Below are 24,417 nucleotides of genomic sequence, written 5' to 3'. Positions count from 1 at the left end.
AATCTCCCTTGATGTTAACTGTCAAGGAGACTACCACACCGGAGGCGTGGCGTGGCAAGGCAAGTTTGCGCCGCGTGGGCATTTACCGGGGAACGGGCGTTCCCCGGTAACAGAGCTTACTGTAGTGGGCTGAGCGTAATTTCTACGCGGCGGTTTTGCGCCTTGCCTTCGGTGGTGCTGTTGGAGGCAATCGGGTTGTCCGGGCCGGCACCCTGGGTACGGATGCGGTTGGCCGCCACGCCCTGGGTAATCAAGGCGCTGGCGACGCCGTCGGCACGTTGCTGCGACAGCGTCATGTTGTGCGCGCGCGCGCCGGTACTGTCGGTATAGCCGACCACGTTAACCGCGGTTTTCGGGTATTCCTTCAGTACCATCGCCACGCCGGTCAGGGTGTTGGCACCGGCCGGTTTCAGCGTGCTGCTGTCGGTATCGAAGGTTACGTTGTTCGGCATATTCAGCACAATGTTGTCACCCTGACGGGTAACGCTGACGCCGGTGCCGCGCATTTTGTCGCGCAGTTTCGCTTCCTGCACGTCCATGTAATACCCTGCACCGCCGCCCAGCGCCGCGCCGGCTGCTGCGCCAATCAACGCGCCTTTGCCGCGGTCTTTTTTGGAGGAGGACAGTACGCCGATGCCGGCGCCGAGCGCAGCGCCCAGGCCAGCGCCAATGCCGGATTTGCCGGCTTCAGATTCCCCGGTGTAAGGGTTGGTGGTACAGGCCGACAAGGCCATGGTCATTGCCACGGCACCGGCAATAATCGCAATGCGTTTTTTCATGTTTTTTCCTTTTATGCATCAAATCTGTGCGCGACATTCCAATCAGGGAAGCGCTAAAAACCGTCTTCTGGCCAGTAACCACGCTGAAAACAGCCGTTTCGAGCGCTAATATGACGCGTTTTACGCTCGGCAGTTCCGAAAAAAAGGTGACAAATTATATTGCTCCCGCTTTTCGGCTGCGCCAGTTATCCGGCAAAAGGCGGCAGATGGCTATGCAGCGGATTCCGAAAACCGAGGCGGCAGCCTGCCAACGTCGGTTTAGCGCGTCATTTATTCGTTAAACGGCGATGGGGGGGCTGGCGAGAATGCCGGCATTGAGAGCGAGCAGATGCCAGGCTGGCGTCGAAAGGCGTGATTGGCCGAGTGATAGCCAAATCGATAAGTACCTTAACTCATGCCTCACAGAACAATAACATTGGCCGTCGGATTATAAGGCTGAAAGTGGAAACTGAGAGGAAATATCGATGCTGGCATGTTTTTTATATTAATTGCTATAAAAGAAGGTAATAATAGTATATTCATTTCGATAGTAAAAGTCGCACCGTTGATTTGCTCACGGGTGGACCAGATATAATATAAACGCATCTTAAACAAAATAGATGTTTATTCTTATATAAGGATTTTAATCAACAAGGAGTTGCTGTCATGTCTCATGGATTTTATATGGATAATGGTTGCAAAAAAATAAGAAACCTCTTCCTGTTAATCGTCAGCCTAAGTCTCTATAATTCCTCCCAGGCTGCGGGTACTGGGTGGTGTCAGGGCGTAACTGGTGCAAATGCCTTTTCTTTTGCACTTAATAAAACCATTACCAGCCCTGACGATAATAAAAGCGGGACCGTCTTACCCAACGCATATCAGTGGTCCACCGGTTTGTCGTTTAAAGGGCAATGTGATTGTGACAGTACATTCAGCGGCGTCACCTACGTTAAAACCGAGGTACCGCTCCCTCCTTCGCGTACTTTAGGCGGACTGAACTATTTTAAGTTAAATGATAATATTGAGCTCGCTAGCGAAATTTATGTTTTCCGTAACGGCGCAGGCACAGGGTTTTACCCTACACCGAACTCTACCGATAACAATACTGTAACGAGTTGTGCCGTCGCTCCATTTGCTACCGGGAATGCTGGAAAGTTATCTTTGTATTTCAATCGTCCTTTTGTTGGTCAACTGGTTATTCCGGAAACCAAGATATTAAATATATATATGTCAAAAACGAAAGGCTCTTTCTCTGCCGTGCCGATTTCTTATGTAACCTTCCACGGTATGATTACGGTGCCTCAAAGTTGCAGCATCAATGCCGGGCAGGTGATCAATATTGATTTGGGCGACATGCGCAGCGACACCATCGCCACCAAAGGTGCAATGCCTTCCGGAAAAGTAAAGGATGTTAATGTCACGCTGGACTACAGCAATATTGCGGCAGGCACCAAGGTCTTGTTATCTGTTAACGGCCAAGCCGCAGCGGGTGATAATACGGCGCTGGCAACCAATAATAAGGACATTGGCATAAGGTTAACCGATGGGCAAGGTGCTACGATTTCCCCCAACAGTGGCCGCTTGCCGGTAACCATGGACTATTCAGGTACCCATCAGCTTGGTTCCAGCCTGATGAAGGTAGCTCCGATTAATGTGACCGGCAGCATGCCAATCCCCGGGCCGTTTAAAGCCGTCGCTATCATTAATGCAGAATTACAATAAAACGGTGAGCCATGGCCAAGGGTGTCGAATAGGGTCGTGGCGTCATTTATCCGGCTTTGGGTAGCAAAAGCAGCCGGTGAGATGATCGTTCACCAGGCCGCTGGCCTGCATAAAGGCATAGCAGATGGTGGAGCCGATAAATTTAAACCCACGTTTCTTCAATGCCTTGGACATGGCGTCGGAGGTTGCGGTCTTTGCCGGCACCTGGCTTAGCTGTTGCCACTGGTTCAACTGCGGCTGGCCGTCGACAAAACGCCAGATAAACTCGACGAAGTCTTCGCCCGCCGCCTGCATCGCCAGCAGGGCGCGGGCGTTGGCGATGATGGCTTCGATTTTACCGCGATGGCGGATGATGCCGGCATCTTGCAGCAGCGTTTCCACCTGTTGTTCGGTCATGGCGGCGACGCGCTGCGGATCGAAGTCATGAAAGGCGCGGCGATAGTTTTCGCGCTTTTTCAGCACGGTGATCCAGGACAGTCCCGCCTGTTGCCCTTCCAGACACAGCATTTCGAACAGTTCTCGCGTGTCGGTGGTCGGCGTACCCCATTCGTGATCGTGATACTCCAGATATAACGGATCGGCTGTCACCCAACCGCAACGGAGGTTCGTCATACTGTCGGCCCTTATGCTGTGTATATTTACAGTTATCATTGCCGTAAAAGCGACGTTTGGCAAGCCACTGATTATTTTATCTTCTGCTGACTTGACGTGTGCACAAAGCAGACAATATTTATTACAGTGCCGTTTAAAAAATGGTCAATGACAACCAGGCGGCTTTCTTCAGTTTGCAGGCTCTCAGGAGTCGATTCATGCCTCTAAAAATAATACGCGCTGCTCAACCGGCGGCGCTGGCGGTGGCTTTAGCCTTTTGTCTGGCTTTGCCGGCAATGGCATACGATCGGGTTTACGTGTTTGGCGACAGTCTGAGCGACAGCGGCAACAACGGGCGTTTTACCTACGACGGCAGTCAGCATCTGCTGTATGACGAAGCGCTGGCGCAGCGTATCGGCCAGGCGCTGGTGGCGTCGGACAACGGCGGCGACAACTATGCGGCCGGTGGCGGCGTGGCGGTGCCGGCGCTCAATCCGGCGGACAATACCCAGGATCAGCTGCAGCGCTATTTTTCCCGCGTCAATGGCCAGGCCGACGGCGACGGGCTCTATATTCACTGGATCGGCGGCAACGACCTGGCGGCTGCGGCGCTGAACCCGGCGACTGCCACCAGCGTCAGCTACCACAGCGCGGCTGCGGCGGCGATGCAGGTGCGATCGCTGCTGGATGCCGGTGCGGGCACGGTAGTTGTGCCGACGGTGCCGAATATCGGCTCTACGCCGCAGTTGATGGAACTGATCGTGCAACAGGCGCTGGCGCCGGTACAGGCAACGGCGTTGCAGGCGGCGTATGCCACCCTCAATGCGCTGGCTACCCCAGACGATGCCGCGCGTCAGCAGGCGATTCATCAGGCGTTGAGCGCGGCGGCGGCGCAAGGTAGCAACAACCCGCAGGTGCAGCAGGTGATTGCCGCGCAGCTGATCGCCGCCTATGACAGTCTGCGCGAGCAGGCCGGTCAATTGACCGATTTCTACAACAGCAGCGAAGACCGCTTACTGGCGCAGGGTGGCGGCAATATCGTGCGCGTTGATGTCAATAAGCTGTTTGGCGAAGCCATCGCCAATCCGCAGCAGTTCGGCTTCACCAACACCGCCGGCATGGCCTGTCCTGCCGGCGTGTCGTCAGCGGTGTGTACTGGCGCGACGCCAGGATTTGATAACCGCCAGTCGTTCCTGTTTGCCGATCATTTCCACCCGAGCCCGCAGGCGCATCTGCTGATCGCCGATTACATTCAAGCGGTGCTGGACGGTCCGGCGCAGGTGGTGGCGCTCAACCAGGCGACGGCGGCGATGGCGCGTGACAGCCGTGCAACCCTCGACAGCCGCTTGCAGCAGTTGCGCAGCGGTGATAACCCGACAGGGGCGCTGGGGGTGTTTGGCGGCTATGCCGGTCAGCATTATGACTATGCCGACAACGCGACGGCCGGCGACGGCAACGCCACCACGCATAACCTGACGGTTGGCGTCGATTACCAATTGACCGACGGCTGGCTGATTGGCGCGCTGATTGCCGGTTCGAACGACGATCAACAGCCGTCGAGCCGCTATGAATACCAGGCGCGTGGGCTGCTGTTTTCCGCCTTTACCGCCTTGGAGCTGTTCGAACATGGCTGGATAAACGCCGATCTGCACTACGCGACGCTGGACTACGATGACATTCGCCGCAGTATGCGGCTAGGGGGGCTGACGCGCAGCGAAACCGGCTCCACGTCGGGCAAACAATGGGGTGCTCGGCTGACTACCGGCTACGACCTGCCGCTGACGTCCTATCTGACCACCGGGCCGATGGCGCAGTTCGCCTGGGATTACAGCAACGTGTCCGGTTACAGCGAAGACGGTAATGACAGCACCGCCATGCGCTTTGACGATCAAACCTACCATTCGCAAATTGGCGCGCTCGGCTGGCGGCTGGACAGCAATTTTGGCGCCTTCAACCCGTACGCCGAAATCAGTTATCAGCATCAGTTTGGCGATAACGTCTACCGGGCCGGCGGCGGGCTGAAATCAACCCAGACATCGTTTACCCGCGATGCCGCCGGACAGGATAAAAACTGGGTCGATGTCACCGTCGGTGCCAACCTGCCGTTGGGCGATCGGGTGGCGGCGTTCGCTACCGTTTCGCAAACCGGTGGTCTGAGCAGCGGCGAGCAGTTTATGTATAACGTCGGCGTCAGCGCGCGGTTTTGATCGGTGATCGTCAACGGAGGCTTTCGCCTCCGTATCTGCTTGCCACCGCGACGTTAGGCCAGGTAACGAGTCGCGTCTGGGGTCGGCTCGGCGCTGACGATCTTTTTCTCCGGTTGCAGCAGGGTCATGCACAGCATGCTGCAAAAGGAGACGATAGCGGTGGCGAAGAACATGGCACCGTAACCGTGATGTTGCGCCAGCCAGCCGCTGAGCATCGGCGCGCCGATCGACGCCAGATTGGCAACGGCCAGCGTCATGCCACTGTAGGCGCCCACCGACGCTTTCGGCGTCACGTCAATCACCACTGACCAATAGACATTGTTCACCAGCGCGTTCAGCGCGTTGCCCAGCGTCATCAGTAGAATGATGGCGGCCGGGCTGTGCATGAACGGGATCAGCAAAAAGCAGCAGGCGGTTAACAGCAGCGTCACTGCCGCAAACAGGTTGCGCGCCAGCCGTAAATTGCCAAAGCGCCGCAGCAGGCTATCGGCAATGCGACCGCCGAGCAGTACGGTGAAGCAGGCGCCACTCCATGGAATCATCGCCACATACCACAACGAATGCAGATCGTAGTTAAAGGTGTCTTGCAGGTATTTGGGGCCCCAGGTCACCAACACGAAGGTGACGTACAAGAAGGAAAAATACCCCAGCGCATTGAACACCAAGGTACGGTTGGTGAAAAATGCCCACCAGGGTAAACGTATATCTTGCCCGTCATCTGCTTGCTGATCGGCACCGATGATCGCCAGTTCGTCGGCGTTAACCTGCGGGTGCTGCTGCGGCGTATCGGTAAACACGCGGGCAAACAGCACAATGGCGATCAGCGAGAACAGCCCGAGCAGGATAAACATGCTGCGCCAGTCATCTGTCAGCAGCAGCAACCCCACCGCCAGCGGTGCGGTTAGCAGCGATCCCACCTGGGTACTCAACAGGCCGATACCCAGCGCGAAGCCGCGCTCTTTACGCGGCGCCCAGTGCGCGATGGTCTTGTTCATCAGCGCGTAGGCCGGGCCTTCGGCAAAGCCGAACATGATGCGCAATGCGGCGAAGCCCATGATCGCCGAGCCGCCGAACAGCGCCACCCCCAGTTCACCGGCCCAGGCGGTGGCGATTTCCAGTAATGACCACAGCGCGCCCGCCAGCAGCCACACTTTTCTGGTGCCGACGCGATCGGCCAGAAAGCCGCCGCACAACGAGCCAAACAGATACCCAAAGCCGAAGTAGCCCAGTACTGCGCCCAACTGTGCCTTGTTGAAGTTAAACTCGCGAGAAATGTCGTTGGCGGCGAACGATAATGCGCCGCGATCAACGTAGTTAATCAACGCGATAAAGAACACCATGGCAAAAATTCGGTAACGATAACGGCTGTCTGCCTGCATGAGCCAATCTCCTGACTATCTTTGAGATCGGAGTGGAGCAAGATCGGTGCCAGTTTCTCGGCGCGGGCGGGCGCAGGGATTTGAGGCGTATCCAACGCCAGGCTGCCCCAGCATGGTGCGAAATGCGGGCTTTTTGCACGATGATTACAACGGATACCGGATTCTGGCTGTATATCTTACGGTCAACGGGTATACTGGCGCATTCCAATTAAATCCACTTGTATCGCGTGCGAATCCAACATGCAAAAGTTTGATACCAAGACCTTTCAGGGCCTGATCCTGACACTGCAAGATTATTGGGCGCGCCAGGGCTGCACCATTGTCCAACCGCTGGACATGGAAGTCGGCGCGGGGACCTCTCACCCGATGACCTGCCTGCGCGCGCTTGGCCCAGAGCCAATGGCCACCGCCTATGTGCAGCCGTCCCGCCGCCCGACCGACGGCCGCTACGGTGAAAACCCGAACCGTCTGCAACACTATTATCAATTCCAGGTGGTGATTAAGCCCTCGCCGGAAAACATTCAGGAACTGTACCTGGGCTCGCTGAAAGAGCTGGGGCTGGATCCGACCATTCACGATATCCGTTTCGTTGAAGACAACTGGGAAAACCCGACGCTCGGCGCCTGGGGTCTCGGCTGGGAAGTGTGGCTGAACGGCATGGAAGTGACGCAGTTCACCTACTTCCAGCAGGTTGGCGGCCTGGAATGCAAGCCGGTGACCGGCGAAATCACCTACGGTCTGGAGCGCCTGGCGATGTACATCCAGGGCGTGGACAGCGTTTACGATCTGGTGTGGAGCAACGGTCCGCTTGGCATCACCACTTACGGTGACGTGTTCCATCAGAACGAAGTCGAGCAGTCGACCTATAACTTCGAATACGCCGACGTTGATTTCCTGTTCACCTGCTTCGAGCATTACGAAAAAGAAGCACAACAGCTGCTGGCGTTGGAAAAACCGCTGCCGCTGCCGGCTTACGAACGCATTCTGAAAGCTGCCCACACCTTCAACCTGCTGGATGCCCGCAAGGCGATTTCGGTGACCGAACGTCAGCGCTATATTTTGCGTATCCGCACGTTGACCAAAGCAGTTGCCGAAGCTTACTACGCTTCGCGCGAAGCGCTGGGCTTCCCGATGTGTAAAAAGAACGAGAATTAAGAGGCAGCCATGACTCAACAGACTTTCCTGGTGGAAATCGGCACGGAAGAGCTGCCGCCGAAGGCTCTTCGTTCACTGGCGGAATCTTTTGCCGCCAACTTCAGCGCTGAGCTGGACAACGCCAACCTGGCGCATGGCGAGGTCAACTGGTTTGCTGCCCCGCGCCGTCTGGCGCTGAAAGTAGCGAACCTGAGCGCAGCACAGGCCGATCGCGAAGTCGAAAAACGCGGCCCGGCGATTGCGCAGGCGTTTGACGCCGAAGGCAAGCCAAGCAAAGCCGCCGAAGGCTGGGCGCGCGGCTGCGGTATCACCGTCGATCAAGCCGAACGTCTGAAGACGGACAAAGGCGAGTGGTTGCTGTACCGCGCGCAGGTTAAAGGCCAATCCGCGCAGCAACTGCTGGCAGGCATGGTCAGCACTGCGCTGAGCAAATTGCCCATCCCGAAACTGATGCGCTGGGGCGATAAAACAACTCAGTTCGTGCGTCCGGTGCATACCGTGACCATGCTGCTGGGCGACGCGCTGATCCCGGGCACCGTACTGGGTATCGACTCTGCGCGGACCGTACGCGGCCACCGTTTTATGGGCGAAGCGCAGTTCACGCTGGAAAATGCCGATCAGTATCCGCAAATCCTGCTGGAGCGCGGCAAAGTGGTGGCGGATTACGCAGCGCGTAAAGCCATCATCAAACGTGACGCTGAGCTGGCGGCCGAGAAGATCGGCGGCAAGGCCGATCTGAGCGAAAGCCTGCTGGAAGAAGTGGCTTCACTGGTGGAATGGCCGGTCGTGCTGACCGCCAGATTCGAAGAAAAATTCCTGGCGGTGCCAGCGGAAGCGCTGGTCTACACCATGAAGGGCGACCAGAAGTACTTCCCGGTGTACGACGCTGCCGGCAAGCTGCTGCCGAACTTCATTTTCGTGGCCAATATCGAATCGAAAGATCCACAGCAAATTATCTCCGGCAATGAGAAAGTGGTGCGTCCACGTCTGGCCGATGCCGAGTTCTTCTTCAATACCGACCGCAAAAAGCGCCTGGAAGATAATCTGCCGCGTCTGGAAACCGTGCTGTTCCAACAGCAATTGGGCACGCTGCGCGACAAGACCGACCGTATTCAGGCGCTGTCAGGCTGGATCGCTGGCCAGATTGGCGCAGACGTCAATCATGCAACCCGTGCGGGCCTGCTGTCGAAGTGCGACCTGATGACCAATATGGTGTTCGAGTTCACCGACACCCAGGGCGTGATGGGCATGCACTACGCGCGCCACGACGGCGAAGCGGAAGACGTTGCCGTTGCGCTGAACGAACAGTACCAGCCGCGCTTTGCCGGCGATGCGCTGCCGCAATCGCTGGTGGCCTGTGCATTGGCCATCGCTGACAAGATGGACACCCTGGCCGGTATTTTCGGCATCGGGCAACATCCGAAAGGCGATAAAGACCCGTTCGCACTGCGTCGCGCGGCACTGGGCGTGCTGCGTATTATCGTTGAGAAGAACCTGCCGCTGGATCTGCAAACCCTGACCGAAGAGGCAGCGCGCCTGTACGGCAGCAAGCTGACCAACGCCAACGTGGTCGACGACGTGGTGGAATTCATGCTGGGCCGTTTCCGCGCCTGGTATCAGGAAGAAGGCCACGCGGTAGACACCATCCAGGCCGTGCTGGCGCGCCGCCCGACCAAGCCGGCGGACTTCGACGCACGCGTCAAGGCGGTAACCCACTTCCGTACGCTGGAAGAGGCTGCGGCGTTGGCGGCAGCCAACAAACGGGTGTCCAACATTTTGGCCAAGTCGACCGATACGCTGAACGATCACGTTCACGCCTCGGTGCTGAAGGAACCGGCCGAACTGAAACTGGCAACGCACCTGGTGGTGCTGCGCGACAAACTGGAGCCGTTTTTCGCCGAAGGCCGCTATCAGGACGCGCTGGTGGAGCTGGCCGCGCTGCGTGCGACGGTGGATGAGTTCTTCGAAAGCGTAATGGTGATGGCCGAAGACGACGCGGTACGCGTCAACCGTCTGACCCTGCTGAGCAAATTGCGTGAGCTGTTCTTGCAGGTTGCAGATATCTCCGTGCTGCAATAACACCATACTATGATCGTCAGAGGCGCCTAGCGGCGCCTTTTTTTATTTCTGGCGTGGCTGGCGGTGTGACTTGGGGGTAAGGATCAGCTCATGCGCTCTTTCCAGACGTTTTGCCGCCGCCAGCCAAGGGAATGCGTGGCGCAAGTGGAATCGCGTATCGGATCGCCGCCAGTTGATCTATTCTTATAGGCGCAGGGAGTGCGGAAAAAGGCAGGGAGCTGATGAAAAAGCAGGTTTATAACAGGAGTTATGTCACATGGCGGTAGGGATCCAGAGCAGAGGTATTACGCGTTGGTTGGCACCGGTATTGGCATTGTTGGTGGTCATGCAGTTGACCGCCTGTGGCGATAAAGAGCCGGAACAGCGCAAGGCATTCATCGAATATTTACAGAATACGGTTATGCGCAGCGGAGTGAAGATCCCGACGCTGAGCGAAGATCAGAAACAGAAGTTCGGCAACTATGCCGGCGATTACGCGATTTTGGTCGGTTTTTCGCAGCAGTTGACCAAATCTGTGGACGCCAGCCTGACGCCGGCGCTCGACCAGATTAATCAGATCCGCAGCGCGCAGGATTATATCAGCAAGCGTGACGGGCTCCAGCAAGCGGTGGGCGCGCTTAATCTGCTGGGACAGCAGATTCAGAGTGCCAAATCGCAGGCCGATACCGCCCATGCGGCGTTGAAACAGCCGGACTCGTTGAAAGCGATATATAACCAGGCGTACGACAAGATTGTCACCGCACCGGCCAATGCGCTGATGCCGGCAATCCCGACCACCGCCAGCTTTGTACAGGATCTGGTGCAGGTTGGGGATTTCCTGCAGGCACAGGGCAATCAGGTCAGCTTCAACAACGGCGGCGTGCAGTTCCGCAGCCAACAGCAGGCGACGCAGTACAACACCATGATGTCGAACCTGGTGGCTAAACAACAAAGCCTGCTGAGCGCGCAAAAAGCGGTGATCGAAGTAATGCAGTAACCTCTCTTCCAGAGGCGGGTCTGCCGCCTCTGTCTTCACCCGCTCGTCGGTGTACTACACTTCAAAACAACGCCGTTGCGCTATGGCGTAACTTTCTTTCAGCCATGCCTTCGCGTTGCGTGACCATGGCATGAAACCACGCCGTTGCCTGGCGTTGACGTCTGGCGTGAAAATATCTTGTGATTAACATCACATTTCCAAAACAAACCTGTCACTTAACAATGTGATTATGATCACAAAAATAACGGTAAAAGCAGCGACTTGCGCCCAATGTGCTTTTTTTACACCGAAAAATTGTGATCTTCATCACCATAAATAGCCACTTTTGGGGGTGTATATAGTGATGTTTGTCACAAAATTCCCGTGAGGTACGCGTGTTAAAAAGAGCGTGCTAGAGTCCATTTCGCATACAGCACCAACGCTGCCGGTTTACGGCAAATCGGTTCGCTACAAAAAGAAACGCGCGCTCCTACTTGTCAGCGCGTAATGCTATTACCGCTTCACTACAGGGGTGTGTTTTATGTTTTCACCAGATATCAAGGTCAAAGTACAGAACTTTGGCCGTTTCCTGAGCAACATGGTGATGCCTAATATTGGCGCATTTATCGCCTGGGGTATCATTACCGCCTTGTTCATTCCCACCGGTTGGCTGCCGAGCGAAACATTAGGCAAACTGGTTGGCCCGATGATCACCTATCTGCTGCCGCTGCTGATCGGCTATACCGGCGGTAAGCTGATTGGCGGCGAGCGCGGCGGGGTAGTGGGGGCGATCACCACCATGGGGGTGATCGTCGGCGCCGATATGCCAATGTTCCTGGGGTCGATGATTGCCGGTCCACTGGGCGGCTGGGCGATCAAGCATTTTGACCGCTGGGTCGACGGCAAGATCAAAAGTGGCTTTGAAATGCTGGTGAACAACTTCTCCGCCGGCATTATCGGTATGCTGCTGGCGGTGCTGTCGTTCCTGGCTATCGGGCCGTTGGTCGAAGCACTGTCGAAGCTGCTGGCCGCTGGCGTACACGTGATGGTGGTGAACAACTTGCTGCCATTGACGTCGATCTTCGTCGAGCCGGCAAAAATTCTGTTCCTCAACAATGCCATCAACCACGGCATCTTCTCGCCGCTGGGTATTCAGCAGGCAACCGAAGCCGGCAAATCAATCTTCTTCCTGATTGAAGCCAACCCGGGTCCGGGTCTGGGCGTGCTGATGGCCTATATGTTCTTTGGACGTGGCAATGCCAAGCAGTCTGCCGGCGGTGCGGCCATCATTCACTTCTTTGGCGGTATTCACGAAATTTATTTCCCCTACGTACTGATGAACCCGCGTCTGCTGCTGGCGGTGATTCTCGGCGGTATGACCGGGGTGTTCACCCTGACACTGTTGAACGGCGGCCTGGTTTCCCCGGCGTCACCGGGGTCGATTCTGGCTATCCTGGCGATGACGCCAAAAGGCGCCTACTTCGCCAACCTGGCGGCGATCTGCGCGGCCTTCGTGGTGTCATTTGTGGTGGCGGCATTCCTGCTGAAAACCTCGAAAGTGAAAGAGGACGAAGACTCGCTGGAAGAGGCCACCCGCCGCATGCAGGACATGAAGTCCTCGTCCAAGGGCGGTAAGCCGGCGGCGAATGCTGCGGTAGACGGCGACCTGAGCACGGTGCGCAAAATCATCGTGGCCTGCGACGCCGGTATGGGCTCCAGCGCCATGGGCGCCGGCGTGTTGCGCAAGAAAGTGGCCGACGCCGGGCTGAAAAACATTTCCGTCACCAACTGCGCCATTAACAGCTTGCCGGACGACGTTGACCTGGTGATCACCCACCGCGATCTGACCGAGCGGGCGATGCGCCATGCGCCGCAGGCGCAGCACATCTCGTTGAGCAACTTCCTCGACAGCAATTTGTACAGCGATTTGACGGCGCGCCTGCTGGCAGCCAACAAATCCAGCGACAATCAGCAGAAGGTGGTGGGCGCGCTGGACGACAGCTTTGAAGATAGCGAACAGAACCTGTTCAAACTGGGTGAGGACAACGTGTTCCTTGGCCTGCAAGCCGACGACAAAGAGCAGGCAATCCGCTTCGCCGGCGAGCAATTGGTGAAGGGGGGCTACGTTGAGCCGGAATACGTGCAGGCGATGCTGGAGCGTGAAAAACTGACCTCGACCTACCTTGGCGAATCGATTGCCGTGCCGCATGGCACCATCGAGGCCAAAGACCGCGTATTGCGCACCGGCGTGGTGTTCTGCCAGTACCCGCAGGGCGTGCGTTTTGGTGACGAGGAAGATGAGGTTGCGCGTTTGGTGATCGGTATTGCCGCTCGCAATAACGAACACATCCACGTCATTACCAGTTTAACCAATGCGCTGGATGATGAAACGGTGATCGAGCGACTGGCGCAAACCAGCAATCCGCAGGAAGTGCTGGCACTGTTAAGCGGTAAGAAAGCCTAATCCCCTGGGGCGCAGCATGCTGCGCCCTGGTTATTTTCAGGAAGGTATCATTATGAAAGCATTACATTTCGGAGCCGGGAATATCGGTCGTGGTTTTATCGGTAAACTGTTGGCCGATGCGCACGCCGAACTGACTTTTGCTGACGTCAACCAAACGGTGCTGGATGAAATCAACCAGCGACACGGCTACCAGGTACAGGTGGTGGGCGAACAGGCGCGCGTTGAACCGGTAAACAACGTCAACGCGGTGAACAGCGGCAGTGAGGAGGCGTTGGCGCTGATTGCCGAGGTCGACCTCATCACCACCGCCGTTGGCCCGCAGGTGCTGGAAAGAATCGCCGGTACGCTGGCCAGAGGGCTGATCAGACGCCAGCAGCAGGGTAATCAGGCCGCGCTGAACATCATTGCCTGTGAAAACATGGTGCGCGGCACCAGCCAACTGAAGCAGCACGTGTTCGCCGCGCTGACGGCAGAACAGCAGGCGTGGGTAGAGCAACACATCGGCTTCGTCGATTCTGCGGTGGATCGCATCGTGCCACCGGCCAGGGCCGACAGCCAGGATCCACTGGAAGTGACGGTGGAAACCTTCAGCGAGTGGATTGTCGATCAAACCCAGTTCAAGGGAACGCCGCCGGCGATCGCCGGTATGGAACTGACCGACAACCTGATGGCGTTCGTCGAGCGCAAACTGTTCACCCTGAATACCGGTCATGCCATCACCGCCTATCTTGGCCAACAGGCCGGTCTGGACACCATTCGCGATGCGATTCTCGATCGGCAGATTCGGCGGGTAGTGAAAGGTGCGATGGAGGAGAGCGGTGCGGTGTTGATCAAACGCTACGATTTTGACCCGGCGAAGCACGCCGCCTACATCGAGAAAATCCTTGGCCGTTTTGAAAACCCGTATCTGCATGACGAGGTAGAGCGCGTCGGGCGCCAACCGTTGCGCAAACTGAGCGCCGGCGATCGGCTGATCAAACCGCTGCTGGGCACGCTGGAGTACGGCTTGCCGCACGATAACCTGATCCAGGGCATCGCCGCTGCCATGCACTACCGCAGCGAGCAGGATCCGCAGGCGCAACAGCTGGTGGAACTGCTGAATACCCACGGACCAAAAGCCACGCTGGTTCAGCTTTCCGGGCTGCCGGCGGACAGCGAGGTTGTAGAAAACGCCGTGGCTGTGTATAACGCCATGCAACGCCGCTAGGTTTGAGAGTGGGCAGTACTCGAACTCCGCACGCACTTGGTGTACGCTCCGGGGGCGGCGTGCTGTCCACTTCCGGGCCAACCTCTATTGGCAATGAACCAAAGGGTGATGCAGCCAATCAATCACCCTATTACGCCATGCGAAAAGCGACGATGATCGAGACTCAGGCATTTGAAAATCAGGTTCTGGAAAAGCTCAACGCCGGCAAGACGGTGCGCGGGTTTCTGATCGCAGCGGTTGAACTGCTGGCAGACGCGCTCAACGTGTTGGTGATGCAGGTTTTCCGCAAGGACGACTACGCGGTAAAGTATGCCGTCGAACCGCTATTGTCCGGCGCCGGACCGCTGGGTGAGCTGTCGGTACGGCTGAAACTGCTGTACGGACTGGGGGTGATCTCCCGCCACGAATACGAAGATGCCGAACTGTTGATGGCGATGCGGGAAGAGCTTAACCACGACGGCGCCGAATACCGTTTTGTCGATGACGAAATACTCGGCCCGTTTGGGGAGCTGCACTGCGTGACGGCGCTGCCGCCGGTACCGACCTTCCTGCAGCCCGGCGAGGCGGATGAATCGCTGATTGCCATGCAACGCCAGCGTTACCAGCAGATGGTGCGTTCCACCATGGTATTGTCGGTGACCGAGCTGATTGCCGGCATCGGCGCCAAGCAGCCTTCGCGCCTTTCTCCTCTCGGACCGCCTTAAGCGAACGCCGCACGCCATTCGTCAAACAGTAACCAGGCCGCAGTGAGCGCCATCAGGCCGGCCATCACGCCATTGAATAACCGCAATTTCCACGCCACGCGCAGCGCATCCCGCAGCCGATCGCCCAATATCGCCCACACCATCACGCAAGGGAAGTTCAGCAGCGTGAAGCCGGCTATTACCCACAGGGTATGGCTCAGACTGGCGCCGGTGCGCGGCGTAAACAGGATCGCGACGTTAATTGCCATCAGCCAGGCCTTTGGGTTGACCGCCTGAAACAGTGCGCCGCTGACAAAGCGCATCGGCTGCGCCTGCTGTTTCGACGCCGGCGAAGCGGCATTGAACAGTTTCCATGACAGCCACAGCAGATAGGCGCAGCCGATCACCGCCAGCGGAAAACGCAATACCGTGGCCCAATTGAGAATGGCAGCCAGCAGGCTGGTGGTCAGCACCAACTGTAGCGCACAGCCGGCGCTGATGCCGAACAGCATCGGCAGGGTACGACGCAGACCGAAGTTAACGCCGGACGAGGCCAGCAGCAGATTGTTCGGACCGGGGGTGATCGACATGACGGTCACGTAGCTGACAAAGGCTGTATCGAGCATGGGAGGTTCCTTAAACGGTAGTGGGCAACAACCTCCAGCATAAGGCGTGACCTGATGTGGTGACAGAAGCAGAAAACAGCTATTGTAATGGGTACAATCATGTTTATTGCCAACTGTACCCCTGGTTCGGAGAGAAACTGTGACCCTGCTCGATGAAAGCCCGGAAGTTCGCTACCTGCAACTGGCGGATACGCTGGCGGAAGCCATCCGCCGCGGCGTGCTGATGCCCGGCAGCCGACTGCCTTCGGTACGGCGCTGCGCGCAGTCACACCGCGTCAGCATCAATACGGTGGTGGCGGCCTATCGCACGCTGGAAGATCGTGGGCTGGTCGAGGCGCGGCCGCAGTCCGGGTTTTACGTGCGCAGCATACTGCCGGCGCCAAAAACGCCTTCGGCTCCCGGTACGCGTATTGAGGCACCGGCCGATAACGTGCTGGCGCTGATCGATACGGTATTTGCCGCACAGCAGAACCCGGCATTTACCAACATTTCGCTCGCCTGCCCACAGACCGCGGATTTTTATCCTGGCGGCAAGCTGAGCCGCATGTTGGCGTCGCAATTACGCCGTCAGCCGGATCTGATCGGCAAATACGCCTTGCCGCCCGGCAGCCCACGGCTGCGCCAGCAAATCGCCCGGCGAGCGCTAACGCTCGGCATGTTGCTCGATCCGGCCGATATCACGCTGACGCATGGCTGCATGGAGGCCTTGCAGCTGGCGCTGCGGGTGACCACGCAACCGGGAGATTGCGTTGGACTGGAATCGCCCACCTATTTCTACCTGCTGCCGTTGCTGGCCAGTCTGGGGCTGAAGGCGATTGAAATTCCCACCGATCCGCAACATGGCCTATCGCTGGACGCGTTGGAACTGCTGCTGAACGAACGGCGGTTGAATGCGGTGATCGCCATGCCGACGGTGCAGAATCCGTTGGGATGCACGCTGCCGCTGGCGGCCAAAAAACGCTTGGCGCGCCTGATGAACGATCATCAGGTGCCGTTGATTGAAGACGGGTTATACGCTGAGCTGCAATTCGGCGCCACCCAGTCACCGTCGGTTAAATCGTTCGACCGCGACGGCTGGGTGCTGTTCTGCTCCAGCTTCACCAAAACGCTGGCGCCGGATTTTCGCGTCGGTTGGGTAGCCGGTGGGCGGTTTACCGACGCGTTGCGCAAGCTGAAGGCGGTGTCGTCGATGGCCGAATCGCAATTGCTGTGCGAAACGCTGGCGACGTTCCTGGAAAATGGCGGCTACGATCATCATCTGCGCAATTTGCGCAAACGCTACGCCGCGCAGCTGGATGAGGCGCGCGCGCTGATTGCCCGCCACTTTCCGCGCGGCACGCTGGCAACCCAGCCAGCCGGCGGATTTGTCTTCTGGGTGGAATTCCCGCCGGGGGTGGACAGCGAACGGCTGTTTCACCAGTTGCTGAAAGAGCAAATCTGCCTGACGCCGGGCACGCTGTATTCACCGAGCGGGCGTTACCGTAACGGACTGCGGCTTTCTTGCTGTTATCCGTTCAATGCGCGCTACAGCCATGCGCTGGCGCGGGTTGGCGCCAAGGCCTGCGAGATGAGCGGTCTGCCGCCGGGGATCGCAGCAGGCGAGTAACTGTGCGCGCATTTTGCTACAATGCAGCAAATTCCTTTTTAACGTGCCGATTGCGGCACCCCAGGCAGAGACCATGAAAGAGAAAGAAAAGGCAGAGATCAAGCGCCTTAGCGACCTGCTGGACGCACTGAACCATAAAGACGCTAATGTGATCCAACAGGGCAATCCGGATCTGATTGCGCAACATCAAAAAGAAAAAGACAAACTGGCGGCGGAAATCGAGCGTCTGAAGAACGTGCGCGTCGAGAAGCTGAGCAACGAAGCGCAGAAGCTGCAGCAGTTGCCGTTCAGCCGTGAAATCACCAAGAAAGAGCAGGCCGATATGGGCGCGCTGAAGAAAAGCGCACGCGGTCTGGTGGTGGTGCACCCGATGACCGCGCTGGGCCGTGAAATGGGTTTGAAAGTGGTCACCGGCTACGCGAAAAAAGCCTTCTGATACCCTATGCAGCGGGGAGAGTTGCTCCCCCCGCTGCCGAATGCCGTCACCGCCGTTAACCGAGCTTGTGAGTAACAAACGCCTTGGTTTGATACGGTACGGTGATCTTCTCCTGCCCGTGCAATTCCTCTTGCTGCGCCACCAGTTGGCGAACCTGTTCGATCACCTGCTCTTGCTGTGCCTGCGGCAACGCGGCGATAAAGCTGGTTGAGCGAACGCGATTATACAGCACGTCCTCGACCGCACCGTGGTGGCCAAACATAAAGGCTTGTTCATGCAGCGGCGCGAACCCTTTGCCGGGGAACAGCCGGCGCCATTCACCGGTATAAAAGCGCGGTGCATCGCCCTGGTAGCGGTCGACGATCTGATTCAATTTGCGCACCCAACTGACGCGCGCATCGCGCGAATTCCACACCAGGCCGAGCTTGCCGCCGGGTTTGAGGATGCGCTGGATTTCAGCCAGCGCCTGTGGCGTCGCGAACCAGTGGAACGACTGGGCGCAGACCACCGCATCGACGGATTCATCCGCTAGCGGCAGGGCATCGGCGGTGGCCGCCAGCGTTTTTACCTGCGGCAGCGCCGCGGCGAGCCTGTCGAGCATCGGTGCGATCGGCTCGACGGCAATCACCTCTGCCCCGCTATCCAGCAGGCGTGGCGTGAATTTACCGGTACCGGCACCCAGATCGATTACCGTTTTACCGGCCTGCAGGCCGATGTCGTTACGCAGCCAGTCGGCGATCTCCGTCGGGTAGCCCGGCCGCCCCTTGACGTAGTGGTCAGCGTTACTCTGGTAACCGGTGGCTGCGGCGTGGTGAATGGATTGTGTCATATCTTCGCCTGCCATGATGATTCAGCGGCCCAGCAGGCGGCGGTCAAAGTCTTCGATCTTGCCTTCGCTGATACGCAGCAGCAGGGTTTTGCTCCAGCTGGCGGACAGCCCGGCGACCGACAGTAAACGGCGATACTGTTCTTCGTCAAACGGCATGTGCCAGGCGATGCCAATGGCCTCGGCCACCGACACCTCGCTGTTGCGCGTCACCAGCTCCAGCGGACGATCGCTGCTGACCAGCCCGGGGGAAATAACCCGGTATAGCCAGCCGCAGCGGCCACTGTGCTGCATCAGCACCGACAGATCGTCAATAGCGAAATGATAGTTGAGTTTGAAGCACGGCGAGCGCGGCTGGGTCACCTGAATCAATGCCTCGCCCCAGCGGAAGATATCGCCCATAAACACCTGGTGTTCGGTCAGGCCTGCGGTGGACAGGTTTTCGCCGAACGCCGGCGCGCTGAACAGATCGGCCTGCGCCGGGAACTGTTCGCGCCAGTGGGCGTAATGTTCGCGCGGGTAGTGGCACAGCGCGCGATCCGGGCCGCCGTGAAAGCTTTTTTCTGCCTGTTGATCGCCTTCCAGGCCGAGCGGCGTCAGCTTGACGGCGCCGTCCACCTGGCGTTTGGCGATCGCGCTGGGGCGTCCGCCGTCATAGGGTTGGATCTGGCCGATATAAACTTCAGGGTGATGCATAGCGCCTCCGTTTCGCTTACCCGGCGTCCGGCGCTGGGGCTGAAATGCGCTGGCGGTGGGGTAAAGTTGTCAGGAAAACAGCATAGCCTGACTGGCGGTTTTTATGCGCGCCTTTTACGCTCGCCGCGCAAATTTAATCGCCCTGAGCTGGGCAGCATGCGGGGGGTATTCTGGCGAACGCCAGGCAAAAAAATGCCCGCGTTAAGCGGGCATCGACAGGGCGTGGCGCGAATTACTTCTTCGCCGCGAAGCGTGCTGCTGCTTCGTCCCAGTTAACCACGTTCCAGAATGCCTTGATGTAATCAGGACGTTTGTTCTGATACTTCAGGTAGTAAGCGTGTTCCCACACGTCCAGACCGACGATAGGGAAACCGGATGCGCCGGCAACCGCTTCGCCCATCAGCGGGCTGTCCTGGTTAGCGGTGGAAACAACCGCCAGTTTGTCGCCTTTCAGCACCAGCCAGGCCCAACCGGAACCGAAACGGGTTGCAGCGGCTTTTTCGAACTCTTCCTGGAATTTCTCAACGCTGCCGAAGTCGCGCTCGATGGCCGCCTTCAGATCGCCAGACAGGGTGGTGCCGGTTTTCAGGCCTTTCCAGAACAGGCTATGGTTAGCGTGGCCGCCTGCGTTGTTACGCATGAAAGTGCGCTTGTCGGCTGGCACTTTGTCCAGATCCTGGATCAGCTCTTCAACGCTCAGCGAAGCCAGCTCAGGGTATGCTTCCAGCACGGTGTTGGCGTTGTTGACGTAGGTCTGATGGTGTTTGGTGTGATGGATTTCCATCGTCTGCTTGTCAAAGTGCGGTTCCAGTGCGTCGTAAGCGTACGGCAGTGATGGCAGTGAATAACTCATGATCATCGTCTCCAGTGTTGTTGGGCGGCGCAAGGTTGTAAGCACCGCGTAAGCAGTCGGATCATTATAGTTAATTAAATGATATTGAAAATGATTATCAATGCCTGATGATTTGTGTGGTTTTGTTTTAATCAACGATACGCTGCGGATGGCTAAACACCGTGGCGCGGCCGGTGCGGCTGAATCCGACCAGCGTTAGATTGCTGCGTTCGGCGATCTCTACCGCCAAAGAAGTGGCAGCAGAAACAACGAATAAGATTTCCACGCCGCACATGGCGGTTTTTTGTACCATTTCGTAACTGGCGCGGCTGGAGGCCAGTACCGCGCCGTGCTGCCAGCCCTGCCCGGCACGCACGCCGAGCAGTTTGTCGAGCGCTACGTGGCGGCCAATGTCTTCACAGCCGCCCAGCATCTCGCCCTGCGGCGTGATCCAACTGGCGGCGTGGGTACAGCCGGTCAGTTGACCGACCTGTTGCACCTGGCGTAACTGTGCCAGCGCGCGGTCAAGATTGGCCAGCGAGAAGCGCTGACTGAACGGCAGCGGCGGGATGGGGCGATAGATGTCCGCCAACTGTTCGATACCGCACACGCCGCAGCCGGTGCGGCCGGCCAACGCACGACGGCGCTGCTTGAGCTCGGCGAAACGGCGACTGGAAAGCGCGATATCCACTTCCAGTCCGTTACACACCTGATTAATCTCTATACTGTAAATGTCGCGCGGTGACGCGATGATGCCTTCCGACAGCGAGAATCCCAGGGCGAACGCCTCGAGATCCTTGGGAGAACACATCATCACTACGTGCGAAATACCGTTATAGACCAGAGCCACCGGCACTTCTTCTGCCAGCCAGTCCTGTTGGGCAGTAGCCAACTGACCGCGTTGAAATACCGCAGTGCGGCTCACACCTGTGAGCGCGATCGCATTTGTTTGCTGCTCTGGGTCTATATTGTTCACTTTACTGGCACCTGTTTGTAACAACCACAGTTACCGTATGGTAATATGTGGCGGTTGTATCGTTATAAATATAACAACGGTTATTTTAGCGCTTCACGCTTCGGCGGGGAAAGCGCATTCGAAACAATGTGACAATCGCGATAGAGAAAGGAGATCCCCATGCAGGTCAGCAGAAGGCAGTTCTTTAAGATCTGCGCTGGCGGTATGGCAGGAACGACGGTAGCCGCTTTGGGGTTTACCCCGGAACTGGCGCTGGCGGAAACGCGGCAGTACAAACTGTTGCGCGCCCGTGAAACCCGTAATACCTGTACGTATTGTTCCGTCGGCTGCGGGCTGTTGATGTACAGCCTTGGCGATGGCGCCAAAAACGCCAAACAAAGCATTTTCCATATCGAAGGGGATCCGGATCATCCGGTCAACCGCGGCGCGCTTTGCCCGAAAGGCGCAGGTCTGGTGGATTTCATCCACAGCGAAAGCCGACTTGAATACCCCGAATACCGTGCGCCAGGTTCCGACAAATGGCAGCGCATCAGTTGGGATGACGCGTTCACCCGCATCGCCAAACTGATGAAGGAAGACCGTGACGCCAACTTCATCGCCAAAAACGAGCAGGGCGTGACCGTCAACCGCTGGTTGAGCACCGGTATGCTGTGCGCATCGGCATCGAGCAACGAAACCGGTTATTTAACGCAAAAATTTAGTCGCGCTCTCGGCATGCTTGCCGTAGACAACCAGGCGCGTGTCTGACACGGACCAACGGTAGCAAGTCTTGCTCCAACATTTGGTCGCGGTGCGATGACCAACCACTGGGTTGATATCAAGAACGCGAATCTGGTTATCGTCATGGGCGGTAACGCGGCCGAAGCGCATCCGGTGGGTTTCCGCTGGGCGATGGAAGCCAAAATTCATAATAAAGCCAAGCTGATCGTCATCGATCCGCGCTTTACCCGTACGGCATCAGTGGCGGATTTCTATACGCCAATCCGTTCCGGCACCGACATTGCCTTCCTGTCGGGCGTACTGCTGTACCTGATGACCAACGAAAAAATCAACCGCCAATACGTTGAGGCCTACACCAACGCCAGCCTGCTGGTGCGTGACGACTTCAGCTTTGAAGACGGCCTGTTCAGCGGTTACGACGCGGAAAACCGCCGGTACGACAAAACCAGCTGGAACTATCAGCTCGACGAAAACGGCTATGCCAAGCGTGACGTCACGCTGCAGGATCCGCGCTGCGTGTGGAATCTGCTGAAACAGCACGTCAGCCGCTATACGCCAGAGGTGGTGGAAAACATCTGTGGCACGCCGAAGGCGGATTTCCTCCAGGTGTGCGAATACATCGCCGAAACCAGCGTGAATGACAAAACCGCCTCGTTCCTGTACGCCCTTGGCTGGACACAGCACTCGGTCGGCGCACAGAACATCCGTACCATGGCGATGATCCAGCTGTTGCTCGGCAACATGGGTATGGCGGGCGGCGGGGTCAATGCCCTGCGCGGCCACTCCAACATTCAGGGACTGACCGATCTCGGTCTGCTGTCGCAGAGCCTGACCGGCTACATGTCGCTGCCGTCCGACAAACAGACCGATCTGGACAGCTACCTGGCCGCCAACACGCCGAAGGCGCTGCTGCCTGGGCAGGTGAACTACTGGAGCAACTACCCGAAATTCTTTGTCAGCCTGATGAAGAGCTTCTACGGCGACAAGGCGCAGAAGGACAACGCCTGGGGCTTTGACTGGTTGCCGAAGTGGGACAAGGGCTACGACGTACTGCAATACTTCGAAATGATGTCGCAGGGCCAGGTAAACGGCTACTTCTGCCAGGGCTTTAACCCGGTGGCGTCGTTCCCGAACAAAAACAAGGTGATCGCCTCGCTCTCCAAGCTGAAGTTCCTGGTGACCATCGATCCGTTGAATACCGAAACCTCCAACTTCTGGCAGAACCACGGCGAATTCAACGACGTCGATCCGGCGAAGATTCAGACCGAAGTGTTCCGCCTGCCGTCTACCTGTTTTGCGGAGGAAAACGGCTCGATCGTCAACTCCGGCCGCTGGCTGCAATGGCACTGGAAAGGCGCCGATGCCCCGGGCGAAGCGATGAACGACGGGGAAATCCTGGCGGGCATCTTCACCCGTCTGCGCGAGATGTATGCGCGCGACGGCGGCGCGGTGCCGGAACCGGTGTTGAACATGAGCTGGGATTATCTGACCCCGGACAACCCGGCCTCGGAAGAGGTGGCGATGGAAAGCAACGGCAAGGCGCTGGCCGATCTGCTGGACGCCGACGGCAAAGTGCTGGTGAAAAAAGGCGAACAGCTCAGTTCGTTTGCGCAATTGCGCGACGACGGCACCACCGCCAGCGGCTGCTGGATCTTCGCCGGCAGCTGGACGCCGGCCGGTAACCAGATGGCACGTCGCGACAACGCCGATCCATCCGGCCTGGGCAACACGCTGGGCTGGGCCTGGGCATGGCCGCTCAACCGCCGCATCCTGTATAACCGTGCGTCGGCGGATCCGTCCGGCAAGCCATGGGACGCCAAGCGCCAGCTGCTGGAATGGGACGGCGCCAAGTGGACCGGCGCGGATATTCCAGACTACAGCACCGCCGCGCCGGACAGCGACGTCGGGCCGTTCATCATGCAGCCGGAAGGCATGGGGCGCCTGTTTGCCACCGACAAGATGGCGGAAGGGCCGTTCCCGGAACACTACGAGCCGTTTGAAACGCCGCTCGGCACCAACCCGTTGCACCCGAACGTGGTGTCCAACCCGGCGGCGCGCGTGTTCAAGGACGATCTGGCGGCGATGGGCACCTTCGACAAGTTCCCGTACGTCGGCACCACCTATCGTCTGACCGAGCATTTCCACTACTGGACCAAGCACGCGCAGCTCAACGCCATCGCGCAGCCGGAACAGTTTGTTGAAATCGGTGAGAAACTGGCGGAGAAAAAAGGCATCAAGCACGGCGACACGGTAAAAGTCAGTTCCAACCGTGGCTTTATCAAGGCCAAGGCGGTGGTGACCAAGCGCATTCGTACGCTGCAGGTCAACGGTCAGGAGGTGGACACCATCGGTATCCCGATCCACTGGGGTTACGAAGGTCTGACGAAAAAAGGCTTTATCGCCAATACCCTGACGCCGTTCGTCGGCGACGCCAACACGCAAACGCCGGAGTTCAAGGCGTTCCTGGTCAATGTGGAAAAGGTGTAACGGAGACGAGTT

At 57.8% G+C, this 24,417-nt stretch carries 20 protein-coding genes; 12 read left to right on the top strand and 8 right to left on the bottom strand.

All coding sequences use genetic code 11. From position 1 onward, the window contains the following. Window positions 1-116 precede the first annotated feature (116 nt). A complete protein-coding gene (locus AC2AXP_RS13615; protein ID WP_004957041.1) occupies window positions 117-779 on the bottom strand; it encodes an OmpA family lipoprotein in 663 nt (220 codons plus the stop codon). A 26-nt stretch (window positions 780-805) separates the two neighbouring features. Here AC2AXP_RS13615 and AC2AXP_RS13610 point away from each other — a divergent pair, with 26 nt between their 5' ends. Then, window positions 806-1,060, top strand: a complete 255-nt coding sequence (locus tag AC2AXP_RS13610; RefSeq protein ID WP_127913634.1) for a hypothetical protein — start codon at window positions 806-808, stop codon at window positions 1,058-1,060. Window positions 1,061-1,424: 364 nt separating this feature from the next. Continuing rightward, window positions 1,425-2,480: a fimbrial protein gene (locus AC2AXP_RS13605; RefSeq protein ID WP_484381754.1), complete on the top strand. Its 1,056-nt coding sequence runs from the start codon at window positions 1,425-1,427 to the stop codon at window positions 2,478-2,480. Window positions 2,481-2,522: 42 nt separating this feature from the next. Here the strand turns inward: AC2AXP_RS13605 and AC2AXP_RS13600 are convergent, their stop codons facing one another. Continuing rightward, window positions 2,523-3,092, bottom strand: coding sequence for a DNA-3-methyladenine glycosylase I (locus tag AC2AXP_RS13600; RefSeq protein WP_039991488.1), 570 nt, complete (start codon window positions 3,090-3,092; stop codon window positions 2,523-2,525). Window positions 3,093-3,289: 197 nt separating this feature from the next. On the opposite strand from AC2AXP_RS13600, the gene AC2AXP_RS13595 reads away from it, so the two are divergent. Beyond that, window positions 3,290-5,278, top strand: coding sequence for an autotransporter domain-containing esterase (locus AC2AXP_RS13595; RefSeq protein ID WP_039991489.1), 1,989 nt, complete (start codon window positions 3,290-3,292; stop codon window positions 5,276-5,278). A 53-nt stretch (window positions 5,279-5,331) separates the two neighbouring features. On the opposite strand, the gene AC2AXP_RS13590 is transcribed toward AC2AXP_RS13595, so the two are convergent. Continuing rightward, complete coding sequence (locus AC2AXP_RS13590; RefSeq protein WP_004957054.1) at window positions 5,332-6,657, bottom strand: MFS transporter; 1,326 nt, start codon at window positions 6,655-6,657, stop codon at window positions 5,332-5,334. A 240-nt stretch (window positions 6,658-6,897) separates the two neighbouring features. Here AC2AXP_RS13590 and glyQ point away from each other — a divergent pair, with 240 nt between their 5' ends. From glyQ to AC2AXP_RS13560, 6 genes are all read left to right on the top strand, one after another. Next, window positions 6,898-7,812: a glycine--tRNA ligase subunit alpha gene (gene glyQ / locus AC2AXP_RS13585; RefSeq protein WP_004957056.1), complete on the top strand. Its 915-nt coding sequence runs from the start codon at window positions 6,898-6,900 to the stop codon at window positions 7,810-7,812. 9 nt (window positions 7,813-7,821) lie between these two features. Then, window positions 7,822-9,891: a glycine--tRNA ligase subunit beta gene (gene glyS, locus AC2AXP_RS13580; RefSeq protein WP_004957059.1), complete on the top strand. Its 2,070-nt coding sequence runs from the start codon at window positions 7,822-7,824 to the stop codon at window positions 9,889-9,891. A gap of 256 nt (window positions 9,892-10,147) precedes the next feature. Continuing rightward, complete coding sequence (locus tag AC2AXP_RS13575) at window positions 10,148-10,867, top strand: DUF3053 domain-containing protein (RefSeq protein WP_484381753.1); 720 nt, start codon at window positions 10,148-10,150, stop codon at window positions 10,865-10,867. 520 nt (window positions 10,868-11,387) lie between these two features. After that, complete coding sequence (locus AC2AXP_RS13570; protein WP_004957065.1) at window positions 11,388-13,310, top strand: PTS mannitol transporter subunit IICBA; 1,923 nt, start codon at window positions 11,388-11,390, stop codon at window positions 13,308-13,310. Between the two features lie 52 nt (window positions 13,311-13,362). Continuing rightward, window positions 13,363-14,517, top strand: a complete 1,155-nt coding sequence (locus tag AC2AXP_RS13565) for a mannitol-1-phosphate 5-dehydrogenase (protein WP_039992488.1) — start codon at window positions 13,363-13,365, stop codon at window positions 14,515-14,517. 152 nt (window positions 14,518-14,669) lie between these two features. Continuing rightward, complete coding sequence (locus AC2AXP_RS13560; protein WP_039991491.1) at window positions 14,670-15,221, top strand: MltR family transcriptional regulator; 552 nt, start codon at window positions 14,670-14,672, stop codon at window positions 15,219-15,221. On the opposite strand, the gene AC2AXP_RS13555 is transcribed toward AC2AXP_RS13560, so the two are convergent. Then, window positions 15,218-15,826: a LysE family translocator gene (locus AC2AXP_RS13555; protein WP_004957071.1), complete on the bottom strand. Its 609-nt coding sequence runs from the start codon at window positions 15,824-15,826 to the stop codon at window positions 15,218-15,220. The two genes, AC2AXP_RS13560 and AC2AXP_RS13555, sit on opposite strands and share 4 nt — an antisense overlap. Before the next feature lie 139 nt (window positions 15,827-15,965). Between AC2AXP_RS13555 and AC2AXP_RS13550 the strand changes: the two genes are divergently transcribed. Both AC2AXP_RS13550 and AC2AXP_RS13545 read left to right on the top strand, forming a co-directional pair. Next, the gene (locus tag AC2AXP_RS13550) at window positions 15,966-17,432 is read left to right on the top strand and encodes an aminotransferase-like domain-containing protein (protein ID WP_004957072.1); all 1,467 of its coding nucleotides are present in this window, start codon (window positions 15,966-15,968) and stop codon (window positions 17,430-17,432) included. A gap of 73 nt (window positions 17,433-17,505) precedes the next feature. Next, a complete protein-coding gene (locus AC2AXP_RS13545; RefSeq protein ID WP_039991492.1) occupies window positions 17,506-17,868 on the top strand; it encodes a YibL family ribosome-associated protein in 363 nt (120 codons plus the stop codon). A gap of 55 nt (window positions 17,869-17,923) precedes the next feature. Here the strand turns inward: AC2AXP_RS13545 and AC2AXP_RS13540 are convergent, their stop codons facing one another. The 4 genes from AC2AXP_RS13540 to fdhD all read right to left on the bottom strand — a co-directional run bounded on the left by AC2AXP_RS13540 (window position 17,924) and on the right by fdhD (window position 21,189). After that, entirely contained in the window at window positions 17,924-18,697 is a 774-nt protein-coding gene (locus AC2AXP_RS13540) for a class I SAM-dependent methyltransferase (protein WP_484381752.1), read from the bottom strand. A gap of 21 nt (window positions 18,698-18,718) precedes the next feature. Beyond that, the gene (gene yiiM / locus AC2AXP_RS13535) at window positions 18,719-19,390 is read right to left on the bottom strand and encodes a 6-hydroxyaminopurine reductase (protein WP_198773562.1); all 672 of its coding nucleotides are present in this window, start codon (window positions 19,388-19,390) and stop codon (window positions 18,719-18,721) included. A gap of 232 nt (window positions 19,391-19,622) precedes the next feature. Beyond that, window positions 19,623-20,243 (bottom strand): superoxide dismutase [Mn], encoded by a 621-nt coding sequence (gene sodA, locus AC2AXP_RS13530; protein ID WP_039991494.1) that lies wholly within the window; start codon window positions 20,241-20,243, stop codon window positions 19,623-19,625. Between the two features lie 127 nt (window positions 20,244-20,370). After that, complete coding sequence (fdhD, locus tag AC2AXP_RS13525; RefSeq protein WP_371902074.1) at window positions 20,371-21,189, bottom strand: formate dehydrogenase accessory sulfurtransferase FdhD; 819 nt, start codon at window positions 21,187-21,189, stop codon at window positions 20,371-20,373. A 168-nt stretch (window positions 21,190-21,357) separates the two neighbouring features. Between fdhD and fdnG the strand changes: the two genes are divergently transcribed. Further along, on the top strand, window positions 21,358-24,405 hold the full coding sequence (fdnG, locus tag AC2AXP_RS13520; protein ID WP_088499819.1) for a formate dehydrogenase-N subunit alpha: 3,048 nt from the start codon (window positions 21,358-21,360) through the stop codon (window positions 24,403-24,405). Window positions 24,406-24,417 lie beyond the last annotated feature (12 nt).

It is taken from the genome of Serratia sp. Sp408 (assembly GCF_057180665.1).
This window is presented reverse-complemented; position numbering and strand designations above follow the sequence as displayed.

Bases quoted from the DNA above. Each gene is read 5' to 3' on its own strand.
- AC2AXP_RS13615 (WP_004957041.1), bottom strand. From the start codon at position 779: ATGAAAAAACGCATTGCGATTATTGCCGGTGCCGTGGCAATGACCATG.
- AC2AXP_RS13605 (WP_484381754.1), top strand. From the start codon at position 1,425: ATGTCTCATGGATTTTATATGGATAATGGTTGCAAAAAAATAAGAAAC.
- AC2AXP_RS13600 (WP_039991488.1), bottom strand. From the start codon at position 3,092: ATGACGAACCTCCGTTGCGGTTGGGTGACAGCCGATCCGTTATATCTG.
- AC2AXP_RS13595 (WP_039991489.1), top strand. From the start codon at position 3,290: ATGCCTCTAAAAATAATACGCGCTGCTCAACCGGCGGCGCTGGCGGTG.
- AC2AXP_RS13590 (WP_004957054.1), bottom strand. From the start codon at position 6,657: ATGCAGGCAGACAGCCGTTATCGTTACCGAATTTTTGCCATGGTGTTC.
- glyQ (WP_004957056.1), top strand. From the start codon at position 6,898: ATGCAAAAGTTTGATACCAAGACCTTTCAGGGCCTGATCCTGACACTG.
- glyS (WP_004957059.1), top strand. From the start codon at position 7,822: ATGACTCAACAGACTTTCCTGGTGGAAATCGGCACGGAAGAGCTGCCG.
- AC2AXP_RS13575 (WP_484381753.1), top strand. From the start codon at position 10,148: ATGGCGGTAGGGATCCAGAGCAGAGGTATTACGCGTTGGTTGGCACCG.
- AC2AXP_RS13570 (WP_004957065.1), top strand. From the start codon at position 11,388: ATGTTTTCACCAGATATCAAGGTCAAAGTACAGAACTTTGGCCGTTTC.
- AC2AXP_RS13565 (WP_039992488.1), top strand. From the start codon at position 13,363: ATGAAAGCATTACATTTCGGAGCCGGGAATATCGGTCGTGGTTTTATC.
- AC2AXP_RS13560 (WP_039991491.1), top strand. From the start codon at position 14,670: ATGATCGAGACTCAGGCATTTGAAAATCAGGTTCTGGAAAAGCTCAAC.
- AC2AXP_RS13555 (WP_004957071.1), bottom strand. From the start codon at position 15,826: ATGCTCGATACAGCCTTTGTCAGCTACGTGACCGTCATGTCGATCACC.
- AC2AXP_RS13545 (WP_039991492.1), top strand. From the start codon at position 17,506: ATGAAAGAGAAAGAAAAGGCAGAGATCAAGCGCCTTAGCGACCTGCTG.
- AC2AXP_RS13540 (WP_484381752.1), bottom strand. From the start codon at position 18,697: ATGACACAATCCATTCACCACGCCGCAGCCACCGGTTACCAGAGTAAC.
- yiiM (WP_198773562.1), bottom strand. From the start codon at position 19,390: ATGCATCACCCTGAAGTTTATATCGGCCAGATCCAACCCTATGACGGC.
- sodA (WP_039991494.1), bottom strand. From the start codon at position 20,243: ATGAGTTATTCACTGCCATCACTGCCGTACGCTTACGACGCACTGGAA.